Origin of the sequence: Streptomyces sp. NPDC001410, from assembly GCF_042895235.1 — a bacterium.
Lineage (GTDB): Bacteria > Actinomycetota > Actinomycetes > Streptomycetales > Streptomycetaceae > Streptomyces.
Genome location: NZ_JBIAWE010000002.1, coordinates 183,631 through 206,745, shown reverse-complemented (window position 1 = coordinate 206,745; position 23,115 = coordinate 183,631). Strand labels below are relative to the sequence as shown.

The following is a 23,115-nucleotide window of genomic DNA, read 5'->3' as shown; positions in this document are numbered from 1 at the left end:
TCAGCGCTCGGGAGGGAGCGAGTCCTGGTACGCGTTCCACGGGCGGGGCACCTCCTTGACCGTACGGGCGTCGAGCGCGACCGGCGCGGACCTGGTACCCAGCCTCCCACCCGGGTGCCAGGTCCCGGTGACCGTCACCCAGGTGTTGGCGGACAGCGCGGGACCGCCGTAGATCCGCACCTTCACGGACTGGGCGTCCGCCGCACAGCAGTTGAGGACGACCCGCGTCAGGTCCCAGCTCCCGTCCGGCCCTCCGGGTGTGACGAACCCGGTCATCAGGATGCTGCGCCCCTTGATGTCCTGGTCGTCCCGGTCCTGCCGTACCCGGCTGGTGAAGTCGGAGAGGGTCATGGGAACGGGCGAGGTGGCGGGCAGCGGATCGAAGTCACTCTCCTCGGGGACGGCCTTGGGCGGCTGCCGAGAGGCGGTGTAGGCGCCGAGGGCGGGAGGCGCGTAGAAGAGCAGACTGAGCGCGGGGAGGAGAAGCAGCCAGGCGATGCGGGGCATGCCGGAGTGATGGTGCCCGTGCCCACCGTGCCCCTCTTCGTCCTCGCCCTCCTCCTCCTCCTTCTGCTTGTCGAGCAGGGCGCCGGCCAGGCCCAGCAGGAGCAGCACCGCCCCGGAGGCGATCAGCAGGGGCCGCATTCCCTCCTTGACGTACCTCAGGTAGAGGTCGGTGAAGAGGGAGACGTGCAGCAGTCCGAGCCCGCAGAGCACGAGCAGGAGGGGCTGAAGGAATCGCTTCACAGCAGCACCCCGCCGATCACCGAGCTGCACGCGATTGCCACGACGACGGTGGCGGCGGAGAACCGTACGGCGAAGGCCCGCCCGAAGGTGCCCGCCTGCAGGGCGATGAGCTTCAGGTCGACCATGGGCCCCACCACCATGAACGCCAGCCGCGCGATCGGCGGGAACCCGGTCAGCGAGGCGGCCAGAAAGGCATCCGCCTCGGAACACACGGCGAGCAGCACAGCCAGACCTGCCAGGAAGAGCACGGACAGCCAGGGAGCCCCGGCGAAGGTGTCGAGGACGGAGCGGGGAACGGCGACATTGAAGGTGGCGGCCGCCATGGCCCCGAGGACGAGGAACCCGCCGGCGTGCAGGAAGTCGTGCTGGAACCCGAGCCGGAACTCGTTCCACCGGCTGTGCCCCTCCTGGTGCCCGGTGTGCCGTACGGAGGGCCGCAGCCACTCCTCCCGCCCGAACCGGAGCCAGAGCCACCCCATGACGACGGCGGCGGCGAGCGAGGCGAGCAGGCGGGCCAGCACCATGGCGGGGTTCCCGGGGAACGCGATGGCGGTGGCGGTGAGCACGACCGGGTTGATGGCCGGAGCGGACAGCAGGAAGGCGAAGGCGGCGGCCGGGGCGACCCCCCGCCCGATCAAACTGCTGGCAACCGGCACGGAAGCGCACTCACACCCGGGCAGCACGGCCCCGGCGACACCGGCGACCGGTACGGCGAGCACGGGCCGCCGGGGCAGCACCCGGGTGAACACCCGCTCCGGTACGAACGCGTTGATCGCGCCGGACAGGGCCGTGCCGAGCAGCAGGAAGGGCAGGGCCTGCACCGTGACGGCCAGACACACGGTCCGCCAGGCCTGCACGGCAGGGGCGTCCCCCCAGCGCCCGAGGAGAACCACGGCCGTGCCGGGCACGACAGCGGCACCGACGAGCAGGAGCGGCCAGTACCGGCCCCGCTCCTGCCTCGCATCACTCTCTCCCGCACCATCCGCTACGGTGCCGACCGCCGCCTGCTCCTCGGCGACCAGCGCGCCTGTCTTCTCCATGCCGACTCCGCTTGTCGATGTCCGCCTCGAAGATAGCGGTCCATATCGCCCGTCCCATCATCTCCCGCGCGCCGGGAGCCACTTCCCCACCTCCCCTTTCTCACCTCTTTCCCTCCCCTTTGCGCCTCACGTTTGTCACCGCCCGGCAGTACGGTGTCACCCATGCGCCCCGACACGCCTGCCGAGAATGTCGACCACACCGCCGAGGCGGCACGCCTGGAGCGGACCGCCGGCCTGTACCCCGAGGACGCCGAGGCCCTGCTCCTGCGCGCCGCGGCCCACCTGGAACTGGCCGGCGACCGTCCCGCCGCGACGACGCTCTACGACCGTCTGCTGTCCGATCCCGCTTCGCTGGAGAACCCGCACCTGGTGCGGGCCCTGAAGGCGTCGAACCTCTGGGAGTACGACCACGAGGCAGAGGCAAGGGCGATCATCGACGGAATCCGGGCATCGGCGCCCCGCGACCCGGCCCCCTGGGTGATCGTGGCCGAGTCCCTGGAGTCGCACGACGAGCTGCAGGCGGCGGCGGAGACCTTCACCGAGGCGGCGAGCCTGCTCCTGCCGGACGGCTCGGAGCCCCCCTACTCAACCCACCCACTCCTCTTCGGCCGCCACCGCGTACGCAGGATGCTGGGCCTGGCCCACGACGACTGGGACACCTTGGCGGACATGCTCCACTCGTCGCCGGTGTCCCAGGTCTCCTTGGACGAACTCCACGACCCGAAGCGGGTGTGGTCCCTGGGCTCGGACAACCCCGCGGAACTGGAGGCGGAGATCTCCCGCCTGCGGGCGGAGCTGGGCGCGTACCGGCAGGCCCTGTCCCGGCCCTTCCCGGTGGCCGTACTCCACTGGCCGGCCGACGAACTGGGCGAACTACTCTCGGCGTACCCGGACCTGGCCGACGAGTACCCCTCCCACCCCGAGCACCTCACGACCATAGAGTCCTCACTGAGGGAGCTGGCGAGTTCCGGCACTCCGAACCTCGGCATCGTCACGGGCACAGTCCCGTCGTACGAGGCGTTCGCGGCGTCGGAGGGGTCGTCGCCGGGGGATGTGACGTTGCTGCCGCAGTATGCGACGACTTTGGCGGCGCGGGGGCGGGCTGTGGGGTGGCCTCCGCGCAGGCAGGCGGAGTGTTGGTGTGGGGCGGGTCGGGCTTACGAGGGGTGCCACGGAGCGTAGGGGCGACAGCCCGCCCCATGGCTCACTCCCTGTAAGCCAACCGGTCGTCGCCTCATTCCGCCCGGCCGGCATGGGTGAACCAACCTGGAAACGATCACCGAGAGATCGCCCCGGCATGCCCCGGAGCGCTGACGTGCCCGTCTCCGCCGGTCGACTGATCAGTAGACCCGTCTGCCACCAACGCCCCGGCCCCGCTTTCCCCGGCCGCGCGCTCGCTTATCCCCCGTGCTGGAGCGGGCCGGGTCAAGGGTCGGCCTCAGGCCGATCGGCGCAGCCGACGCGGAACGCAGCGCAGCGAAGTGAAGCGCCCTTGACGCGGCCCGCGGAAGCACGACACTGCCAAGGCAGCGGGCAGCCCCGACGGTCACCAAAAACCGCCGCGGAACAAGCGAGCGTCGGAGCATCTGAAGGCTGGCACCCCGATGCAGAGCGGCCGCGGGGGATCCGCTTCCGACCCGACCGTCGGAACCTGATGCGGCTGCACCGGACCCCGTGATGGAATCGACACCGCAGCCGTAGACCGACGGCTCGATCGATCCGCTCGGGCTCGTGACCACATTCGATCTCGTCACGCCACCTCGTCCGGGCGACCAGGGCAGCTCCCGCGGGCGCCGCACGATCGACTCGGGCGGGCGGACTCGGCTGTCGTCAGGACCGAGCCAGATCGTGAGGCACAGCCGCGTTGAGCACGATGAAGCCGTCGTCGCCTGCCGTCTCGGCACGCATGAGCAAGCAGGTCAGCAAGGACACCGCCGCCGAGCTGGCCGTACGCCGCCTGCTCCACGCGGCGGGGCTGCGCTACCGCTTGGAGTACCCGGTGCCGGGCATGGCCCGACGCCGGATCGACGTGGCCTTCACCTCGGTCAAGGTGGCTGTCCTGATCGACGGATGCTTCTGGCACGGATGCCCGGAACACGCCACGCAACCGAAGTCGAACGCACAGTGGTGGCGGCAGAAGCTGGATCGCAACATGGCTCGTGACGCAGAGACCACTGAGCACCTTGAGGCCGCCGGTTGGGAGGTCCTGCGGTTCTGGGAGCACGAGCCGCCCGCCGCGGTGGCATTGCGCATCGTGGAGGCGGTCCGGCTACGCCGTGCAGCCGTTGAAAGAAGTCGATCCAAGGGGAGGGCTCGGTGACCGGGCTGACGTTCGTCGACGTGTGCTCGGGAGCGGGCGGCTTGGCCTTGGGCCTGGAACAGGCGGGCTTCACGCCTCGGCTCCTGCTGGACATCGAGCCGTACGCCTGCGACACGCTCAAGGCCAACCGGCCGCACTGGAACGTGCTGAACGCGGATCTCCTCGACTTCGACCCCGTGGACCACCCGGAGGTGTACGACGTCGACCTGTTGGCGGCCGGCCTGCCCCGGGTGAAGTCGAGCGCGACGGTGACGCGTCGATCGTCGGACACCGAGCTCCGCCTCATCGAGGCGACCGCCTATCTGGTCCACGCCGTCCAACCACGTGCGCTGGTCATCGAGAACGTGCCCACCTTGGTCGACGAGGACTCCTTCGCGCCGATCCGGGACTTCCTCCGCAAGGAGTTAGAGCACCTCGGCTACGAGCTGATCTGGTTCGTCCTGAACGCCGCTGACTTCGGAGTCCCTCAGGACCGCAAACAAGGCATCCTCGTGGCCGTCAAGCAGCAGTGGGCGGGTGGTTTCCGACCGCCTCGCCCCACCGTCCAGGAGCACGTGTCGGTCGGAGAAGTGCTGGCGCCGTCGATGCGTACCCGCGGCTGGCCGGACGCCGACCGCTGGGCCGCTCAGGCGACGGGTGTGGCGCCGACCCTGGTGGGCGGGTCCAAGACCCACGGAGGTCCAGACTTCGGACCGAGCGGCACTAAGGCGAAGTGGCGGCGGATGGGGGTCTACACGAAATCGTTCGGGAACGAGCCGCCCGGTCCCGACTTCAAGTGGGATCCGTCCCTCGGCGACGACGGACTCGTACGGATCACGGTGGACCAGACGGCCCTCCTCCAAGGCTTCCCCGAGGACTGGCGCTTCACCGGTGGCAAGACCGCCCGTTATCGCCAGGTGGGCAACGCCGCGCCGCCGGCCGTGGGCGAGGCGCTGGGGCGGGCGGCCGCCGAGGCATTGTGGGGGCCATCACACTCGAACGCCGGCTACACTTCAAGCCCATGAGCCACATCGAAGAGAGTCAGTCCCCACCTGCGAATTTCCGCATTTTGGACCTTTTTGCGGGCCCGGGTGGGCTGGATGTGGCAGCGCATGTTCTGGGGTATGAGGTCACCGGCATCGAGTGGGACGCCGGAGCATGCACGACCCGCAGCGCGGCGGGGATGGACACCTTCCACGGCGATGTCCGGCACTACCGCGCAGCCTTCTTCCCCCTTGCCGAGGTGCTGACCGGTGGGCCGCCTTGCCAGACCTTCACCGTCGCCGGGCACGGGGCGGGACGCAGGGCGCTGGACCAGGTGGTTCAGTACATCGAGCAGCTGCACGAGGTCGCGCGTCCCAAGAACGCGGACTGGATGGAGATCTTCCGAACCTGGCGAAAGATCTCGGAGGAACTCCGGCGGAAGGAGCTCGAGGCCAAAGAGGTCAGGGCCGAGAAACGCAAGGTCGAGGAGCTCAGGGCCACGAACCGCAAGGCCATGAGGATCAGGCTGGAAGAGCTCGGACGATCCCCGAACCAGGTCAAGAGCTTCCTGAAAGGGCTCAAGGCCCCGAAGGATCTCGAGATCCCCGATGACGACGACGAACTCAAGGGCCTGCTCAAGGCGTTCAGCGACCTGGACGACGGGCTCAACGCACTGAAGGACAGACTCGAGGAGTTGGGCGACGAGCGGACGGGATTGGTCCTGCAACCGCTTTGGTGGGTGATCGAACGGAGCAAGCGACCCGGCTCGAAGCCTTACGAGGCCGTCATCCTTGAGCAGGTGCCCGCGGTGATGCCGGTGTGGAAGGAGTACGCCAAGGTGCTCGCCTCCCTCGGGTATCGGACCGGGAGGCAGCTGATGCACACCGAGGAATTCGGCGTTCCGCAGACTCGACGGCGTGCGGTCCTGATGGCCCGTCTCGATCCGACCGCCCCCCCGAACGGGCTCCCCACCGACCTTCTCCCCGACGTGCCCGCATCCCACGAGCGCTACCAGCCCGGAGGCCCCTCCACTCGGCCGCGGAAGGCAAGTCACTCGGACACCCTCCTTTGGGAAGTTTCGGAGGAGGATTCCGAAGAAGCTCCGAAAGAGTCCTGGGTGTCCATGGAGCTGGCTCTCAACAAGGCGCGGAAGATCTCATCGGGGAAGGTGTACGAACGTCCCGACTTCACCGTGGTCTCGAACTACGGGACCGGTGGGGACCCCGAGGCGCGCGGCCGACGCGACCACGACGCCCCTTCTGCCACGATCACCGGGAAGGTGTCACGGAACCGCTTGGTTCACAAGGGCACCGACGACGACCTCGCAGAGTTCGACCGCTTCACCCACGCCGAGGCAGGAGTGCTCCAGACGTTCCCCGTCGAATACCCGTGGAGCGGCAACGACGTATCCCAGCAGATCGGTAACGCCGTGCCGCCCAGGCTCGCCCTGCACGTGTTGCAGCACGTGCTCGTACCCGAGCTGAGGGGCAAGAAGGCCAGGGGCAGGCTGAAGCGCGCCGCCGAGAAGCTGGAGTCCTGGAAGCCTGCCGAGCCGGTCAAGCCTCGCGGGCACCGCGGATTGAAGGGGCACCCGCTCACGGGCAGATGACCCCTCCCGCTCACCCCTGAAGCGTCCGGCCCCTGACCGGGGCCGTCTCGAAGAGCTCGGTGAAGTAGTCGGTGAGTGCGACCACCGACTTCTCCGGGACGGGCTCCTCGTCGGGTCCGGTCGGCAGGGAGTGCCGCGGCACCGGGGGCGCGGACTCGGCCTCCGCGACCCACTGGCGCAGCACCTCGGGATCGCGCGGCTCGTCCGCGGCCAGCACGTCGTAGACCAAGGTCGCGCCGGCGGCGTTGATCGCCGTCATGAGGCCCTCGATCTCACGACCGGTACTGGCGATCCCCCGGCCCAAAAGGCGTACCAGAGCCTGGGCCGTGGGACGGTGGTCGATCAGATCCCGTCGCAGCGCGGAGTGGATCAGGTCCTGGTTGCCGCAGGCCGCGACCACCGGGGAGTAGTCCTTGCCGTTGCGGAACATCTCCGCCGCCCACCACAGGCGCGAGAAGCACTGACGGTCGAGCGCGCCCTTGAAGCGCTCCTGGTTGATCCTCAGCTTGCTCTGGGAAAAGTGCCGCCAAGCCACGTAGTCCGGGGCGACGGCAAGCGCGAGATGGTTCCAGAACCTTCGGTCCGCGGCCTCCCGCCGGGTGATGCGGAGAGCTGCGTGGAGCCTGGGCGCGAGCCAGGCGTCGGCCTCGGTCCGGTTGTTCCGGAACCCGTGCATCGCGTCCTCCACGAGTTCCCTGAGCGGTTCGACCTCCCATCGGGGGTCGTCCTCCGGCAGCGGTTCGACGACCTTGGCGAGATCGACGCCCCCATGGCCCTGGATCCCCTTGAGCAGCTCCTCGGTGAGGAAGGGGTCAGCCGCCGTCGCGGTCAACAGGCCGAGTCGCTGAGGGAGATGGTGCGGCTTCTCGATCATGCTCCGTCCCCTCGATTCATCTGCTGGAGTCCGCGCAGGGCGTTGGCGAGCGCCTTGCTCGCCCCGGCACGCCGCACGGCCGCGTAGTGGATGCGGGTCTGGAGCTCCACCCACCCCGCGTCGCCGGTGCGCCGGCGGTGGACGTGACGGAGCGCCTCCTCCACATGGACGCCCGGCACCACGTCGGGGAGCATCTCCCGCAGCACTTCGCCCTGCCAGTCAGTGGGAAAAACCGGCGAACCGTCGGGTTCGACCTCCAGGTCGCCCACAGAACTGTGGAAGACCGCGGTCCACACATCGGTGGCCATCTGGGAGACCAACATCTCGTGGATCTTGTTCTCGATGCCCCCGCCTTCGCCGCCCAAGAGATCGGAGAAACCCTCGATGTCGGTGTTGACCAGCACCGTCGGCATCCGACCCGAGGCATCCACGATCCAAGGCGCGTCGGAGTAGGCGTGCAACCACTCCCGCGCGCTCTTCGAGAAACTCATCTGCTTCACGTCGAGGCGCAGACCACCGAGCGGCTCATCGGCAGCCACATCGACGGCCCAGTCGTCGTCGGTCTCGGCGATCGCACGGCCGGGCACGTCGTCGACCGTGGCGACAGCCTGGGCCGCCAGGGTTGCACGGCCCAGGTGATCATCGCGAAACACCTCGATCTCGCCCGACCACTCCCTGCTCCCCGGGGCGTCCTGACGGAGGTCGACGGCGGTACGCACATTGGTCTCGCCGTCGGTGAGCACTGCCAGGACCCGCAGGTCGCTCCACGGGGCATCGGGGGCGTTGGCGCCGGGCGGCAGAGTGACGGACAAGCCGATCCTGGCCGACACCCAGTCCTCGTGCTGCGCCACGCCCAGGGCCACGGTCCGCTGCGGGGTGGAGTAGGCCGAGGTGTCCAGGCGGTCCCTGGAGCCGTCGAGCAGCTTGAGGGAAGCCGAGGTCACCCGGAGGGCGATCGGGCGGTTGAGCCGCTTGTACGGGTAGAACTTCATGCCTCACTCCCCCTTGCCGGCACGCAGTTCGAGAACGAGCCGGGTGAGCGCCGTACGGACGGGATGACCCGCGACATCGGTGAAGCCCCGGAAGCTGGCTCGGCGGGCACCCGGCGTGAAGCGGAGTGCACCGTCCTCGACCGCACAGCCGTCCACGGCGACGAGTTCAGCCCACTCGAGCTTGGGACGGCTGCCCGACCGCACGTCGAGCAGGACCACGGGTGTCATGGCAGGCAATTCGTCACCGCGAGGCAGCTTCACCTCGGCGGTGATCTGCCACTCTCCGCCCGGGCCGATCTCGGCGTGGAGTCCGTCCAGCTCCGGGAGGGCCGGCCCGGAACTGCGCCTGGGCGCGGTCTTGCGCGGGACGGTGAGCGCCTTCCGCAGCTTCGCGCCCCCTTGGCCTCCAGAACGCTTCGGCCTGGCGACCAACTCCTTCACTGCCGCGTTGACCTCGGTGGTCAACCGGGCGATGCGATGGTGCGCGGTGTGCGACCAGCGAAGGGTCAACTCCTCGGTCTGGCCCCAGCGATCGTGCTCCGGGGGCTCGGCCGCACGCAGGAACTCCTCGGCCTCCTCGGCGAAGGGAACCGACTCTCCGGCCGCTTGTCCCACCAGGAGAACGCCCTGGAAGGCGTTCACACCCAGCGGCAGGCCTGCGACACCGGACTTCTTGATGGTCATCCGATTGCCACGCAGCGAGTGGACCTGGTTCGAGATGCCGTCCGCGTCCTCGGCCTCCGTGACCAGGAGTACGGCGGGGTGCGTGCCGAGCGTGCCACGACGCCCGCCGGAGAGCGGCAGCCGGAACGGCACCGTTCGGAGTGCGACCTGACCGGCCTCGGTGAGCCGGTCCACGGTCGTCCCTTCGTAGAAGGCACGCAGCGCCCGGGTCCGGGAGGGTTGGTGAACGGCGGGGTCGACCTTCTCCTCCTCGATGACGACCTTGCCGTTGCGCAGTGTGCGGACCGAGGTCTCCAGCAGGGGCAGTCGGCTTCCGCCACTGGTCATCGCTGCCCAGAAGTCCCGCCCGAGCGCCTCGACCAGCCGTCGATGCATGGCCCGGATGTCGCGCGTCCCGTCGTCGTCGCTGGCGTCCTCGTCGTCGACGTCGAGGTCGAGGGTGCTCTGGTCGAGGCTCGCCACGTCATGGGCACCCACGATGAGGAATGAGGTGCCCGGCTCATCGCTGTCGCGGTCGAGGTACAGACGCTTGACCATCTCCTCGTCGGCCCACCAAGAACGAGCCACTTTCGCACCTGGGCTGTCGGGGTCGGGGCGCCCCAGCCAGGCGGGGCCCGCATACGGGCGACCGTCGACGGAACGCCACGGCAGCTCGAGTCGTCCGATGACGCGGCGCTCGGTTCGACCCTCGTGGGGTACGGAGAGCGTGGAATTGATCAGGACCAAGCCGAGCGCACTGGTCGCCCACAGCGTCGCCTTGCCAAGACCGTACGAACCACCTGCACTCCGCCCCGACTTGAGGCTTTCCAACTGACGGCGGACGACGGCTGCGAACTTGCCGTCACCGTAGTCGTCGCCGGTGAGTCCGGAGGCGTTGTAGTCGTCGATCCGGAGGAGGAGCAATCGGCCCTTCTCGAACATGTCGCGAACGCCGGCGTCCACGACACGTCCGACCTTCTGCTGGGAGGCGGACTCCGAAACCGCCGTGTAATGCGGATGGAGTTCGTCCCAGAGGATGGCCTTCCGGAAGGCGTCCAGGTCACCACCGGTGAGCTCGTGAAGGGTGTAACGCACGCGGACCGGCCGGCCGTTCTCCGTGAGGCGCTCGTCGAGACTGTTCTGGCAGGTCTCGCGAGCCAGCACCCCCACGTCGGCGTCGAAGGCGAACGCCGCGGCGTTTCCCAACTCCCGCCCGCCGTCATCGTGTCCGGGACGGTGGTACCAACCGATGGGCAGGCCGGCCAGAGTGTCGGTGGTGCGCGTATGCACGGTCGCCAGGTCGGTGTTCAGGGCCTGGGCGATCCGTTCGATCGTCTCCGGCCTCGGGGTGGCTCGCCCGGTGATCCAGGCGGACACCGCCGCCCGCGTCACGTCCACAGCCTCGGCCAGCTGCGTCTGTGTCATGCGTGCCAGCTTCAACTGCCGTGCCAACCAAGGGCCGAAGTCCTCGCCTGCTTCCACGGTCACCTGCGCTCCGGTCTCGGCTCGTTCCTATGACGCCCCCCACCCTAAACCCGAGATTGACACAAGGGGCAACTGTCAAAGGAAGTTTGACTTCCACGGAGGCTCCCCGATCTCATCGACCGCCGGATTGGACACCTTTTGTCCGAAATCCTCCACTCGTGACGACAGGAGGGCCGATTACCCCACGGAGATGTGGACCAAGAGCTTCCGCTTCCAGTCCCAACACCCCTTCGAATCCGGGGACTTGTGCGCGGGATTCGAATCCACTAGCGTCCTTCCACTGGCAGCCCCACATGCCTCGGGAGAAACATTTCTCCGAGTTGCGCCACAGGTGTGCCTTGTTGCGGACAGATCGTTTTCACTGCCTTCGAGACGCACACTTCCTTCCTTTTTTTCTGCCGTATACAAGAATCCGCTCTCCCTGAAAGAGCAGGCACCCCTTGACACCGCACCCGAGATTCGCGATCGCGGAGCAGTGCCGAATCGTGAGCGAATGCGACCGCTTATCCGCCCTTTCTGTGCACGTCGGTTCCCCATGCAACCGCTTGGGCCGCAACCGCGTCGGTGACATCATCCGCCCCACCCGTGCTCGAGGATCGGAGATCCGTGTCCGCTGAACCGACCCCTGTGCTGAGAACAGTGATCGAGCAGTCCTCCAGGGTTCTGCAGACGTACGAAGTCGACCCCGGACTCGTCGCGGAACACTCGAACGGCGAACGGCGCATCACCCAAGGCGGATACGGCGACCGACAGCTCTTCGAACTCGTCCAGAACGCGGCCGACGAAATCGCCGCGGAACCCGGTGGTTCCGTCCATGTCGTCCTCACCGAGTCCCATCTCTACTGCGCCAACCAAGGAACGCCGGTCACCCCCGAGGGCGCGGAAACCATTCTCCGAATGAGCATGTCGCGCAAACGCGGCGGGCAGATCGGCCGGTTCGGCGTGGGGGTGAAGTCGGTCCTCGTGGTCACCGACACCCCGGAATTCTTCAGTCGAACCGGCAGCTTCGGCTTCGATCGTGCATGGTCGTACGGACAGATCCAGTCCGTCCCCGGGGTCGTGGAGCGGTACGGCCCCGACTTCGACGCTCCGGTGCTGCGGATGGCCCGTCCACTCGACGAGCGCCAGGAACGCGCGACCGACCCGATCCTCGATGAGCTGCTCACGCGGGCAACCACCGTCGTACGTCTGCCACTGCTCGAAGGGGCGGACGAACGACTCGGCCAGGACATGCACGGAGGTCGCACGCGCCGTCCTGGCGAGCAGCGCGAGGAGTTCCCCGTCGGCTTCCAGCTCTTCTCTCCGCACGTCGCGAAGGTCGTCCTGGAGGACCGTCGGCCTCGTCCGCTCGCCCGGCGCGTGCTGACCACCCAGCAGAGCGGCGATCTGCACACCGTGGTCGAGGAACGGACCGGAAAGCCCACGGCCACCGAGCGCTGGCGCGTCTTCACGGTCACCCACGAGCCCGGCTCGGCCGCCCGGGCCGACGCCGGTGAGCTCCACGGCCGGCTCTCGCTCGATCTTGCTTGGGCTGTACCGGAGTTGGCGAAGGATGCGGACAGCGGACTGCACGTCAGCCCCAGGGCTCGTGGTCGGGGACGCTTCTGGTCCTTCTTCCCGACCAAGTACGAGATGTCACTGAGCGGGATCCTCAACGGTGCCTGGAAGACCAACGAGGACCGGCAGAACCTCCTCGACTCCTCGCCCTTCAACCAGGAAATGATCAGAGTGTCGGCGGCGCTCGTCGTCGACGCCCTTCCCTCCCTCGCCCCCGGCGAGGACCCCGCCGCCTACCTCCCTCTGCTACCCGGGCGTGTGAAGGAAGCGATCAGTTGGGCGGACGAGTTCCTGACGCGGGAGATCTGGGCCAAGGCCGCGGTGCGCCCGTCGTTGCCCGACCAGGACGGGGTCCTTCGCGTCCCGACCGAGTTGCGCTTCCACCCCCGCTTCGACAAGGACCAGAAGCGCCTCGCCAGCTGGCTGCGGATGTGGCACGAGTGCCCCGGCCGGCCCACGAACTGGCTGCACCCCAGTGTCGAGACCGACTCTCTGCGCTCCGGAAAGGTCGAGCACATCCTCGACGCAGCCGGACACGAGCGCACCGGCGTGCGCGAGTGGCTGGAGGCACTGGTCGAGAGCGGAAGCGCCGAAGCGTCCGCCGCGGCCGTCCGCATTCTCGCTGACATGATCGAGGTTCGGAACCCGTCCGTCGAAGAGGCGCGGAAGGCGCGGATCGTGCTCACGGAGGAGCACGGTCTCGTCGCCCCTGTGCCCGGTCGGGTGTTCCGCCGCGCGGACCAGGGTGGACTGCGTGAGTCCACGGTGTACGTGGTCGACGACATCGCCCAGGACTCCTCGCTCTCCCACGCTCTCAACGTCCTCGGCATCCGGGAGGCGGACGCCGAAGGGCGTTTCGTGAGCGTCCTCGACCAGGGATTCGACGGCTACGGTGACACCGAATGGGAGCGGTTCTGGGAGCTGTTCCGACAGGCCGGCGGTCGCCGGCTGGCACACAAGGTCCTGGAGCGGGTGCCGACACCTCGCGAGACGCTGCGCGTGCGGACCGCCGACGGGAAATTCCGACCGGTGCGAGACTGCATGCTTCCCGGCGCGGTGGTCGACGCCCGGCGCGACCCGAGCATCGCCGTCGACAAGGAGTTCCACTCCGACGACCTCTCCTTCTTCCCGGAGATCGGGCTGCGGGAGCGGCCCTCGACGGGAGTGCAGCCGGAAGGCGAGGCCTGGTTCGAGGAGTACCGGGAAGCGGTCCACTCCGCCCTGCTGCGGAGCCTGGACGAGCGTGCCCCCCGTCCGTCCCTCAGCCGGATGAAGGTGGAGGGCTCCGCGATCGGTGGCCCGCTGCACCTCTTCCGTTCCCTCTCGGAGGAGTCCCGCGCCGCCTTCCTGAAGGCCCTGGCCGACGACGACGTGGTGGACAACTGGACCTGTCGGATCGGTGCTCAGTCGAGCAGTCGGCAGGCGGTGATCTCGCCGATCCGTTGGATGGTCAAGATGTACGGCACGGTCGCCACCTCCCAGGGGATCAAACCACTGAAGGAAGCCGTCGGGCCGCAGCTCGCCGCCTACCGCGACGTGCTGCCGGTCGCCGACATCTCCCCGGAGAAGGCCCGCAAGCTGCGTCTGCCGACCACGGTCGACGAGGTCCCGTCCGATCGTTGGGAAATTCTTCTCTCCGAGCTGTCCCGGAGCGAGGACGACACCTTCGTCGGCGCCACCTACGTGATGCTCACCCGGTTCGGCGCGGACTTCCCCGAGGACTCTCTGACCCGATGCCGCATCGGCGACGTCTGGGGCGCGCGTCCGGACGACGAGATCACCCTTGCCGTCGGCGCCGCCGAGTATCGGGCGCTGCGGGCCGAACAGCTGCCCGCGCTGCTCGTGGCGACTCTCGAGGACGCCGAGCTGATGGTCGAGAAGTGGGGCATGCTCCGCTACGCCGACGTGATCAGCCGGGAGACCCGCGAAGTCCCTGACGGCGACCCGGTGCCTCTGGTCGAGCTGTACCCCGCGCTGCGCCAGCGGCTGAACAGCGCCAACCGGAACAGCCTGGTGCAGCGGTGCACCGAGCTGGAAGAGGTGATCCGCACGCCGAACGGCGCGCAGGCCACTTCCCTGGACGCAGTACGCCAGGGTGCCACGGTCAAGGTCCGTATCCCGCTCGACCCCGAGCCGATGCTGCGGCTGATCGACCGTGAACTGGAGCTGGGGCTCGGTGCAACCGGCTGCCGGGCAGTGCTGGAGCACCAGGAACGCATGGCGCGAGACAGCGAGACCAAGGCGGCACTCAAGGCCATACGCGACGCCGAGGACGTGGTCACCAAGATCGAGCTGCTGATCGGCGCGGAGGCCCTGCGTTCCGGGCTGCCCGAAGGGCTCATGGAGGCCGAGCTGCAGGAGTCCGGCGGTGCGGAGCCGTCCGGGCTTCGGATCGCGCAGATGGCCTTCAACGCACACGGCGACGGAGTCCTCCAGCAGCACGCCCGGGACGTCCAGGCGAAGTTCGCCAACGCGCCGGTCGCCTACGGGGGTTCGTCGGCCGCCATCTCCTTCGTATCGGACCTGAAGCTGCCCGTGTCCTTCGCCGGCTCCAGGACGCCGTCTCCGCCCGCCTCGGAGACCGTGGACGGCCCGCGGGACTTTCCCCGACTCCACGACTACCAGGAGGACCTGGTCCGGAACATCTCGACCCTCCTCGACCGGCTGGCCCCGCAGCGCGCCATGCTGTCGCTGCCCACCGGCGCCGGTAAGACCCGGGTCACCGCCGAAGCTGTGATCCGATGGGTGAAGCGGGTGGGCGACCTGGAGGGCCCGCTGCTGTGGATCGCGCAGACCGAGGAGCTGTGCGAACAGGCCGTACAGAGCTGGAAGTTCGTTTGGAACAAGGTGGGTGCGGAGCGGCCGCTCACCATCAGTCGGCTCTGGAGCAGCAACGAGGTGGGGAACGTCGTCGAGCACCCGCATCTGGTCGTCGCCACCGACGCCAAGCTGGAGCGATGCTTGGGTACCGAGCAGTACACCTGGCTGCGACAGGCCGCACTGGTGATCGTGGACGAGGCGCACACCGCCATCTCCAAGCGGTACACCGAGATCCTGACGCAGTTGGGACTCACTCAGTACGAGACGGGACGGCACCTGATCGGTCTGACCGCCACCCCCTTCCGCAACACCAACGAGGAGGAGACCCGTCGACTGGTCAACCGCTTCGGCAACCGGCGGCTCGACGAAGGTGTCTTTCCGTCCGGTGATCCTTACCGTGATCTTCAGGAATGGGAGATGCTCGCTCAGGTCGAGCACCGCACCCTCGAGGGCGGCCGCATCGAACTCACGCGAGACGAGAAGGCGCAGGCCGACCGGATGGCCGTGCTCTCCCGGGCCGCCGAGCAGCGTCTCGCCGACGACCACGCGCGCAGCCGACGCATCGTCGACGAGGTGGCCAAGCTTCCGGACAATTGGCCGACCCTGCTCTTCGCGACCTCCGTGGATCACGCCAAGTACCTGGCAGCCATGTTGAACGACCGCGGGATCCCGGCCGCCGCCGTGGACTCGACGACCAGCCCCCAGGACCGGCGCCGGCGGATCGAGGACTTCCGCACGGGCCGTATCCGGGTACTCACCAACTATGGCGTCCTCACCCAGGGGTTCGACGCACCGGCCACCCGCGTCGTGGTGGTGGCCCGCCCGGTCTACAGCACCAACGTCTACCAGCAGATGATCGGTCGTGGCCTGCGCGGCCCCAAGAACGGCGGCAAGGACACCTGTCTGATCCTCAACGTCAGCGACAACATCGCCAACTTCGACACCCAGCTCGCGTTCACGCAGTTCGAGCACCTCTGGAGCCGAAAGTGACCGACGCCTACCTCGACAGCCCTCCGCTCACCGACGAGCAGCGGACCGTGGTCGAGCAGCCCTGGGACGCGCGTGTCCTGGTCACCGCCGGTGCCGGGGCGGGCAAGACGCACACCTTGGTGCGCCGGCTCGATGCGCTGTGCGGTCACGAGGACCCGGACGAGGCGCTGGAAGCGGCCGAGATCCTGGTGCTGACCTTTTCCAGGGCCGCCGCCCGCGAGTTGCGCGAGCGGATCGCTCGTCATGGGGAGCGGGCCCGTCGGGTGCGCGCCCAGACCTTCGATGCCTGGGCGTACGGGGTGCTCGTCCAGGCGTACCCCGATCGGGAGTGGGGGTCGGCCTCCTTCGACGAGCGGATCCGGGCCGCGGTCGAGGCCATCGAGAAGGGCGCGCTGGAGTCCGGCGACACCATCCCGCCCGCCCATGTGGTGATCGATGAGGTGCAGGACCTGTTGGGCGACCGTCGGGAACTGGTGGAGGCTCTGCTCGACCGATACCAGGACAGCTGCGGCTTCACCGTGGTCGGCGACGCCGCCCAGTGCGTCTACGGCTTCCAGATCGAGGATCTGACCCAACGCAACGACGAGACCGGCCGGTTCTTCGAGTGGCTGCGTTGTTCGTACCCCGACGACCTGGTGGAGCTGCGCCTCACCGAGAACTTCCGGGCCGTCACCCCCGAGGCCCGGATCGCGCTGGCTCACGGTTCCCGGCTGCAGCAGGTCAGCAACACGGACGAGGCGGCGACGCTCTACGAGGAACTGCGCGACCTGCTCCTGGATCCGGCGAACGGGATGGGCGACCTTACCGATCAGTTCGCGTTGGACGGGTTGCGGAACCTCTCCGACACCTGCGCGATCCTCACCCGCGACAACCGGCAGGCCCTGGTGATATCCGGCCTGCTCCACGAGCACGGCGTCGAGCACCGGCTGCGGCGCCCCCTGGAGGAGCGGCCGGTGCCCTACTGGGTGGCCGAGTTGTTGCGCCGCACGGAGGCGACCGGCCTCACCGACGACCGGTTCCGCTCTCTTCTCGCGGGGATTCCTCTGCCGTACGAGCCGCGTGCGACCGCGCTCTGGACGACGCTGCGTCGGGCCGCACGCGGGACCGGGCGCAATGTGCTCGATCTGGAGCGGCTGCGCCGCCTGGTCGCCGACGGCAGGTTCCCGGACGAGGCGGCCGATCCGGAGACCGCACCGATCGTCGTCTCCACCATGCACCGGGCCAAGGGCCTCGAGTTCGACCGGGTGATCGTTCTGACTCCGCCGACCATCGCCGAGCTCCACAAACAGCACAAGGACGAGTTGGACCTCCCCGCCGAGGCCCGAGCCCTGTATGTGGCGATGACTCGCGTCCGCCAGGACTTGTACCACGCTCGGTCTCCCGAGTTGCCGATTCTCAGGAGAGCGGGGGGCCGAAGGAACGGCCGCAGGTACGTCGGCGGATGGCGGTCGTACGACAGGTTCGGGATCGTTGCCGAGGCGGGCGACGTGTGCCACGACAATCCGCCCGGCCGCGAGACGGACGCCGTCGCCACCCAGGCGTATCTCCTGGAACAGGTCCGTCCCGGCCAGGAAGCGGTACTGCGCAGACGCCACGACCTGCCGATGGGCGAGACGCAGAGCCCGCCGTACGCCCTGCTGCACTACGGGCGGGAGATCGGCGAGGCGTCGCGGCGGTTCCGCGAGGAGCTGTTCCAGGTGCAGAAGGTGAACCGCACGTGGGACCCCTGGTGGCCCGACGAGATCCGCGACCTGCGGATCGACACCCTGGAGACCGTGACGGGCAGCACGGCCGCCGGCGCCAACGCCGGACTGGGTGAGCGAGGCGTGTGGATCGCCCCGCGGATCACCGGCATCGGCCGGTACCGGAGAGCCGACGAAGACGAGGAGCAGCGCGCATGACGCACGTGGCAGGCCGACACTCCGAGCACTACCGGGTCCGTGACGAGGAGCTCCTGGTCGGGCTCCGCCGTGAATTGCTCGGCCCCGCCGAGGACGCCGCGCCCCACGATCGGGACGAGGTCCTCACCCAGGACGCGCCGATCGACCGCTACCTCACCGGCGTGCTGTATCCGCAGGCCTCGAAGGAGCGAAGGGTCGAGATGGCCGCCGAACAGGACGGCCAGGACACCACGTCCGTGTCTTCCCGCGACGACGCCGAGGAGTCCGGCACCACGCAGGATGTCGGCGCCGCGGGGGACAGGCGCCCCTCCTCCATGGGCCTGACCTTCGCCGTCGACCCGACCATAAGCGACACGATCGTGGTCTCGACCCGCGCGGCCGTCTACGAACCCACGGACGCCGACAGCAACCCGATCCCCGCCCGCCGGGCCGAAGCCCGCACCACCGCCGAGCAGCGGGAGCAGTGGCGGCGCAGGGAGCTCCAGCTCCCGGACCAGCACATCGACCTGACCGCACCCGCACCGGCCGAACCGATCGCACTCCTTCCCGAGAAGGTCGCGCTGCACGTCATTGTTCGTCGCCCCGACCCGAAGACCGGCACGGTCACGGTCACCGTCACGTTGATCAACCAGCAGAAGATCGGCGAGCGGGATCTCCAGGACGCCTTCTCCCTGTTCCAGTGCGGGCTGACGGTCCGGGCCGCCAACGGCTCCACTGCGTTCGTCGAGCGCTCCGCCCCGACCTCCGCCCACGACCCAGAGATCGCCACGAGTCGGCTGCTGCACCGTCATGCGCCGACCTTCGCCGTCGGACACGGCTGTTCCGCCGCGTGGGACTGGACCCCGCCGCCGATCGGCGTGACCGACACCGTCCATGAGGCCGCCGTGCCCGAGGTGCGGAGCGAGTTCGTGCCCAGCGTGGAGGTGCTGCTCACCGACTCCAACCCGGAGATCGACAGCTCGTCGCTGTCCATGCTGGGGCTGGCCGAAAACTCCGACGCCGAGGTCCTGGCCGCTTTGGAAGGGCTCGCCACGGGTTACGAACGCTGGATCGACCGCAAGTCGGCCGAGGCGGACGCTCTGGCGGGCGAGACCCACGAAAAGCCGGCACGGGACCAGGTGAGGGCCTGCCGCGAGGCGCTCGGCCGGATCCGCGAGGGCATCGAGCTGCTGCGGACCAAGCCCGACCTGATGAGGGCGTTCCGGCTGGCCAACCATGCCATGGCCGACCAGCGCGCCCGCAGCAAGTGGGTGAAAGACGGACGCATCGGCGCTCCCGACCCTGCGGCTGGCGAATGGCGCCCGTTCCAGATCGCCTTCGTGCTGCTCTGCATAGCCGGCATCGACGACCGTGAGCACCCCGATCGGAAGATCTCCGACCTGCTGTGGTTCCCCACGGGTGGTGGAAAGACGGAGGCCTACCTCGGGCTGATCGCCCTGACGTCCTTTCTGCGTCGCATCCGCAAGGGCGCGGACGGCGGCGGTGTCACCGTCCTCATGCGCTACACGCTGCGGCTGCTCACCCTTCAGCAGTTCGAGCGTGCGGCGACCCTGCTCTGTGCCATGGAGCAACTGCGGCGCCGCACTCCCGAACTCGGGCACGAGGAGTTCTCCGTCGGCATGTGGGTGGGGCGCTCCGCCACCCCCAACACGCTGGCCGAGGCCGACGCCAAGCTCGACGAGCTGCGCGCGAACCTCGACAAGCGCCTCGCCACAGAGAATCCCGTCCAGTTGCACGCCTGCCCTTGGTGCGGGACCCGCCTCGACGCCCGGGACTACGAGGTCGACGAGGACGCCAAGCGGATGTACGTCCGCTGCCCCGGCACAGACTGCGACTTCACCGGCGGCCTGCCCGTCCACCTGATCGACGAGGCGGTGTACGACGCCCGACCGACGCTGGTGATCGCCACAGTCGACAAGTTCGCCTCGATGCCGTGGCGGCCGGCGACCTCCGCGCTCTTCAACCTCGACGACCCCGACGACGGCACTCCTCCTCCGGAGCTGATCGTCCAGGACGAGCTTCATCTGATCTCGGGTCCGTTGGGAACCCTCACCGGCCTCTACGAGACCGCCGTGGACGCCCTCGCCGACCGTCCCAAGGTGATCGCCTCCACCGCTACTATCCGTCGCGCCGCCGATCAGGGGCTTCACCTCTTCGCCCGTGACGTACGGCAGTTCCCGCCCGCCGGTCTGGACTCCCGCGACTCGTGGTTCGCCGTGGAGACTCCGCGGGAGGAGAAGGCGAGCCGCCGCTATGTCGGCCTCCTGGCCCCCGGCACCAGTCAGTCCACGCTGCTCATCCGCACCTACGCCACGTTGCTGCACCGGGCCATGCACGCAGACACCGAGGACAAGGTGCGCGACGCGTACTGGAGTCTCGTCGGCTACTTCAACAGCCTCAGGCTGCTCTCCGCGGCCGAACTCCAGGTCCATGACGACGTGGTGGCCTACCTGGAACTGCTCGCAGAGCGTGAGGGCGTGGAGGTGCGATCGGTCGCCAACTACTCGGAGCTGACGAGCCGGATCGACGCCAGCGAGATCCCCACACGGCTCAAGGGCATCGAGAAGAAGCTCCCCGACGAGGACACCGTGGACGTCCTGCTCGCCACCAACATGATCGCGGTCGGCGTGGACGTGGATCGCCTCGGTCTCATGGCCGTGATGGGTCAGCCGCAGACGACCGCCGAGTACATCCAGGCCACCAGCCGGGTCGGCCGGGCGCACCCGGGCCTGGTCGCGGTCATGCTCAACTCGTCGCGTCCCCGCGACCGTTCCCATTACGAGAGCTTCCAGCACTTCCACTCGGCTCTCTACCGCGAGGTCGAGTCGACCTCCGTCACCCCCTTCTCCGCCCGCGCCAGCGAACGGGGCCTGCACGCGGTGATCGTCGCCCTCGCCCGCATCATGATCCCGGCCGCCCGATCCAACGAGGGCGCCGGCAAGGTCGAGTCCTACGCAGACGTCCTTGAGGGCCGTATCAGGTCCGTGCTCATGGACCGCGTGAGCGCTGTCACCCCGGAGGAGGCCGAGGCCGTGGCCCGGGACTTCGACGAGTTCGTCGAGTGGTGGCGCAAGGAAGCCAGCAATCACAGTGGCTTGCTCTTCGAACCGAAGCGGGGCAATCGTGCCCCCTCGCTCCTGAAGCCGTACGACGACGAGTCCGAACGCGAGGCGTACTCCACGCTGTGGAGTCTGCGTGATGTCGATGCCGAGACCGCCCTGTTCATGGAGGGAACCCGATGACCCCGCCCCCCGCCCGTCGTCGCCGTACCGCCGCGAGCGGCGGTACGCCCGCCCACAATCTTCCGCGGCGCGGTGCTGTACGTCGCGCCCAGGCGATCACCACGTACGGCGTCGGATCGCTCATCGCCGTCGACCAGGAGTCCTTCATCGTCTCCGGACTGGACGAGGCCGAGCAGAGCTGGAACGGCGACGAGTCCCCGAAGATCCACGAACGCCGCCTGGCCCGAGTGCTCGGCGTCGACTACTTCCGTCTGCCGCCCGCGTCCGACGACACCAGCAAGGACGGTCTCCGGGTCCGACGCTTCCCCTTGATGCACTCCTGCCCCGAGTGCACCGAACTGCAGCGACACGGCGACTTCAACCCGCCCGCCGGCCGAAGCATCTGCGGCACGTGCGAGGTCGACCTCGTCCCCTCCCGTTTCGTCGTCGCCTGCGAGTCCGGACATCTCGGCGAGTTCCCGTACTGGCAGTGGGTGCACCGCTCCCCCGACCGCGATGCCACGCCGATCGGACAATGCGGAGGCAGGTTGAAGCTGCGCTCGTCCGGGCGTACGTCCTCCCTCCGCTCGATCCTCGTCTCCTGCACCTGTGGACAGGCACCCGAGGTCTCGATGGAGGGCTCCTTCCGCAGGAACGCGCTCAAGGACCTGGGCCTCAAGTGCCGAGGCCCCCGCCCGTGGCTCGGCACGTCCGCCCCGGCTCGGGAGTGCGGTCTCCCCCTGCGCACGCTCCAGCGCGGTTCTTCCTCGGTGTGGCAGCCGGTGCTGAAGTCGGCGCTCTCCATCCCGCCGTGGAGCAGCGGCCGCGCGGATCCTCTCGCCGAGCACTGGGACGCGCTCCGCCAGTACGACAGTCGGGAGCACGTCGAGATCTACCTCAAGGGAGCTTTCAAGGGCAACGAGTGTCCTGTGCCGCTGGACGAGGTGATGACGCTGCTCGCCGCGGAACGCGAAGAGGACCCCGACAGTGAGGCGGCCCCTACCTTCGACCACCGCTACCGCGCCCTGCGCAACAAGGAGTACGAGCGTCTCCGCTCGGGCAACGACGAGAGCGAGCACTCCCGCGACGAACAGTTCGTGTGCGAGACCCCGCTGGGCGACCAGAGCGTGCTCGACCCGCTCGGGGTCGCCGGCCCGATGCTGGTCAAGAAGCTCCGCGAGGTGCGTGCCCTGAAGGCGTTCACCCGGCTCATCGACGCCGAGTCGACGACCGATTCCAAGGAGATGCCGCTCTCCGAACGTCCCCTGCGCTGGCTCCCGGCCATGGAGGTGCGTGGCGAGGGAGTCTTCCTCCGCCTGGACGAGGACCGACTCGGCGCCTGGGAGAAGGCCCCGGCGGTGGCAGCCCGGGTCGAGCGGATGCGGACCGCCCACCAGCGGGTGCTGGAGCAGCGGGCCGACGACCCGAGCCGGGCCGTCCCCTCCCCGGCCACTCCTCGCATGGTGCTGCTGCACACTCTGGCCCACATCCTCATCAACGAGTGGAGCCTGGAGGCGGGCTACCCCGCCGCTTCTCTGCGCGAGCGCCTGTACGCCGCCGACGACATGGCCGGGGTGCTCGTCTACACGGCGACGAGCGACTCGGCGGGCAGCCTCGGCGGACTTGTCGTCCAGGGCGAACCGGAGCTTCTCGATCGCACGGTCCGTTCGGCCGTCCGCCGCGCCGAGTGGTGTTCCTCCGACCCTCTCTGTATGGAGACCGAGGTGTCGGGCACCGGCGGAACCAACCTCGCCGCCTGCCACGCCTGCGTCATGCTCCCGGAGACGAGCTGCGAGCACAACAACATCCTGTTGGATCGCGCCCTGATCGTCGGCAAGCCGGACGATCCTCATCTGGGCTTCTTCGCGAACATAGTGGGCCACTAGCATCCGGCCGGCAGGGGGACACCGACACAGATCGGCGGTCTTGCACG

Annotated in this window: 13 protein-coding genes; 8 read left to right on the top strand and 5 right to left on the bottom strand. The window is 68.7% G+C overall.

Annotation, left to right across the window (positions count from 1 at the left end; translation table 11 throughout):
• A complete protein-coding gene (locus ACFY3C_RS04435) occupies positions 1-747 on the bottom strand; it encodes a TIGR03943 family putative permease subunit (protein WP_390769655.1) in 747 nt (248 codons plus the stop codon).
• Positions 744-1,787, bottom strand: coding sequence for a permease (locus ACFY3C_RS04430; protein ID WP_390769654.1), 1,044 nt, complete (start codon positions 1,785-1,787; stop codon positions 744-746). Before ACFY3C_RS04430 ends, ACFY3C_RS04435 begins: the two co-directional genes overlap by 4 nt.
• A gap of 162 nt (positions 1,788-1,949) precedes the next feature.
• Here ACFY3C_RS04430 and ACFY3C_RS04425 point away from each other — a divergent pair, with 162 nt between their 5' ends.
• The 4 genes from ACFY3C_RS04425 to ACFY3C_RS04410 all read left to right on the top strand — a co-directional run bounded on the left by ACFY3C_RS04425 (position 1,950) and on the right by ACFY3C_RS04410 (position 6,679).
• The gene (locus ACFY3C_RS04425) at positions 1,950-2,969 is read left to right on the top strand and encodes a hypothetical protein (RefSeq protein WP_390769653.1); all 1,020 of its coding nucleotides are present in this window, start codon (positions 1,950-1,952) and stop codon (positions 2,967-2,969) included.
• Between the two features lie 724 nt (positions 2,970-3,693).
• Positions 3,694-4,107, top strand: coding sequence for a very short patch repair endonuclease (locus tag ACFY3C_RS04420; RefSeq protein WP_386580291.1), 414 nt, complete (start codon positions 3,694-3,696; stop codon positions 4,105-4,107).
• Positions 4,104-5,111 carry a DNA cytosine methyltransferase gene (locus tag ACFY3C_RS04415; protein ID WP_386580293.1) on the top strand — a complete coding sequence of 336 codons (1,008 nt, stop codon included), beginning with the start codon at positions 4,104-4,106 and terminating at the stop codon, positions 5,109-5,111. Before ACFY3C_RS04420 ends, ACFY3C_RS04415 begins: the two co-directional genes overlap by 4 nt.
• Positions 5,108-6,679, top strand: coding sequence for a DNA cytosine methyltransferase (locus tag ACFY3C_RS04410; protein ID WP_390769652.1), 1,572 nt, complete (start codon positions 5,108-5,110; stop codon positions 6,677-6,679). Before ACFY3C_RS04415 ends, ACFY3C_RS04410 begins: the two co-directional genes overlap by 4 nt.
• Before the next feature lie 10 nt (positions 6,680-6,689).
• Here the strand turns inward: ACFY3C_RS04410 and ACFY3C_RS04405 are convergent, their stop codons facing one another.
• From ACFY3C_RS04405 to ACFY3C_RS04395, 3 genes are read right to left on the bottom strand one after another with little or no spacing between them, the layout of a single operon-like run.
• On the bottom strand, positions 6,690-7,553 hold the full coding sequence (locus ACFY3C_RS04405; protein ID WP_390769651.1) for a DUF6339 family protein: 864 nt from the start codon (positions 7,551-7,553) through the stop codon (positions 6,690-6,692).
• Entirely contained in the window at positions 7,550-8,545 is a 996-nt protein-coding gene (locus ACFY3C_RS04400) for a hypothetical protein (RefSeq protein ID WP_386580297.1), read from the bottom strand. Before ACFY3C_RS04400 ends, ACFY3C_RS04405 begins: the two co-directional genes overlap by 4 nt.
• A gap of 3 nt (positions 8,546-8,548) precedes the next feature.
• Positions 8,549-10,633: a helix-turn-helix transcriptional regulator gene (locus tag ACFY3C_RS04395; RefSeq protein ID WP_390769650.1), complete on the bottom strand. Its 2,085-nt coding sequence runs from the start codon at positions 10,631-10,633 to the stop codon at positions 8,549-8,551.
• A gap of 666 nt (positions 10,634-11,299) precedes the next feature.
• Between ACFY3C_RS04395 and ACFY3C_RS04390 the strand changes: the two genes are divergently transcribed.
• Genes ACFY3C_RS04390 through drmB form a run of 4 tightly spaced genes read left to right on the top strand, consistent with a single transcriptional unit; the run spans position 11,300 to position 23,068 of the window.
• Entirely contained in the window at positions 11,300-16,060 is a 4,761-nt protein-coding gene (locus ACFY3C_RS04390; RefSeq protein WP_390769649.1) for a DEAD/DEAH box helicase, read from the top strand.
• A complete protein-coding gene (locus ACFY3C_RS04385; RefSeq protein ID WP_386580304.1) occupies positions 16,057-17,961 on the top strand; it encodes a UvrD-helicase domain-containing protein in 1,905 nt (634 codons plus the stop codon). Before ACFY3C_RS04390 ends, ACFY3C_RS04385 begins: the two co-directional genes overlap by 4 nt.
• The gene (locus tag ACFY3C_RS04380; protein ID WP_390769648.1) at positions 17,958-21,203 is read left to right on the top strand and encodes a helicase-related protein; all 3,246 of its coding nucleotides are present in this window, start codon (positions 17,958-17,960) and stop codon (positions 21,201-21,203) included. Before ACFY3C_RS04385 ends, ACFY3C_RS04380 begins: the two co-directional genes overlap by 4 nt.
• A complete protein-coding gene (drmB, locus tag ACFY3C_RS04375; protein WP_386580308.1) occupies positions 21,200-23,068 on the top strand; it encodes a DrmB family protein in 1,869 nt (622 codons plus the stop codon). The genes ACFY3C_RS04380 and drmB overlap by 4 nt, the downstream gene beginning before the upstream one ends.
• The last annotated feature ends 47 nt before the right edge of the window (positions 23,069-23,115 follow it).

Excerpts from the sequence above, each read along its gene's own strand:
- ACFY3C_RS04430 (WP_390769654.1), bottom strand. The coding sequence starts at position 1,787 with ATGGAGAAGACAGGCGCGCTGGTCGCCGAGGAGCAGGCGGCGGTCGGC.
- ACFY3C_RS04425 (WP_390769653.1), top strand. The coding sequence starts at position 1,950 with ATGCGCCCCGACACGCCTGCCGAGAATGTCGACCACACCGCCGAGGCG.
- ACFY3C_RS04420 (WP_386580291.1), top strand. The coding sequence starts at position 3,694 with ATGAGCAAGCAGGTCAGCAAGGACACCGCCGCCGAGCTGGCCGTACGC.
- ACFY3C_RS04410 (WP_390769652.1), top strand. The coding sequence starts at position 5,108 with ATGAGCCACATCGAAGAGAGTCAGTCCCCACCTGCGAATTTCCGCATT.
- ACFY3C_RS04405 (WP_390769651.1), bottom strand. The coding sequence starts at position 7,553 with ATGATCGAGAAGCCGCACCATCTCCCTCAGCGACTCGGCCTGTTGACC.
- ACFY3C_RS04400 (WP_386580297.1), bottom strand. The coding sequence starts at position 8,545 with ATGAAGTTCTACCCGTACAAGCGGCTCAACCGCCCGATCGCCCTCCGG.
- ACFY3C_RS04395 (WP_390769650.1), bottom strand. The coding sequence starts at position 10,633 with ATGACACAGACGCAGCTGGCCGAGGCTGTGGACGTGACGCGGGCGGCG.
- ACFY3C_RS04380 (WP_390769648.1), top strand. The coding sequence starts at position 17,958 with ATGACGCACGTGGCAGGCCGACACTCCGAGCACTACCGGGTCCGTGAC.
- drmB (WP_386580308.1), top strand. The coding sequence starts at position 21,200 with ATGACCCCGCCCCCCGCCCGTCGTCGCCGTACCGCCGCGAGCGGCGGT.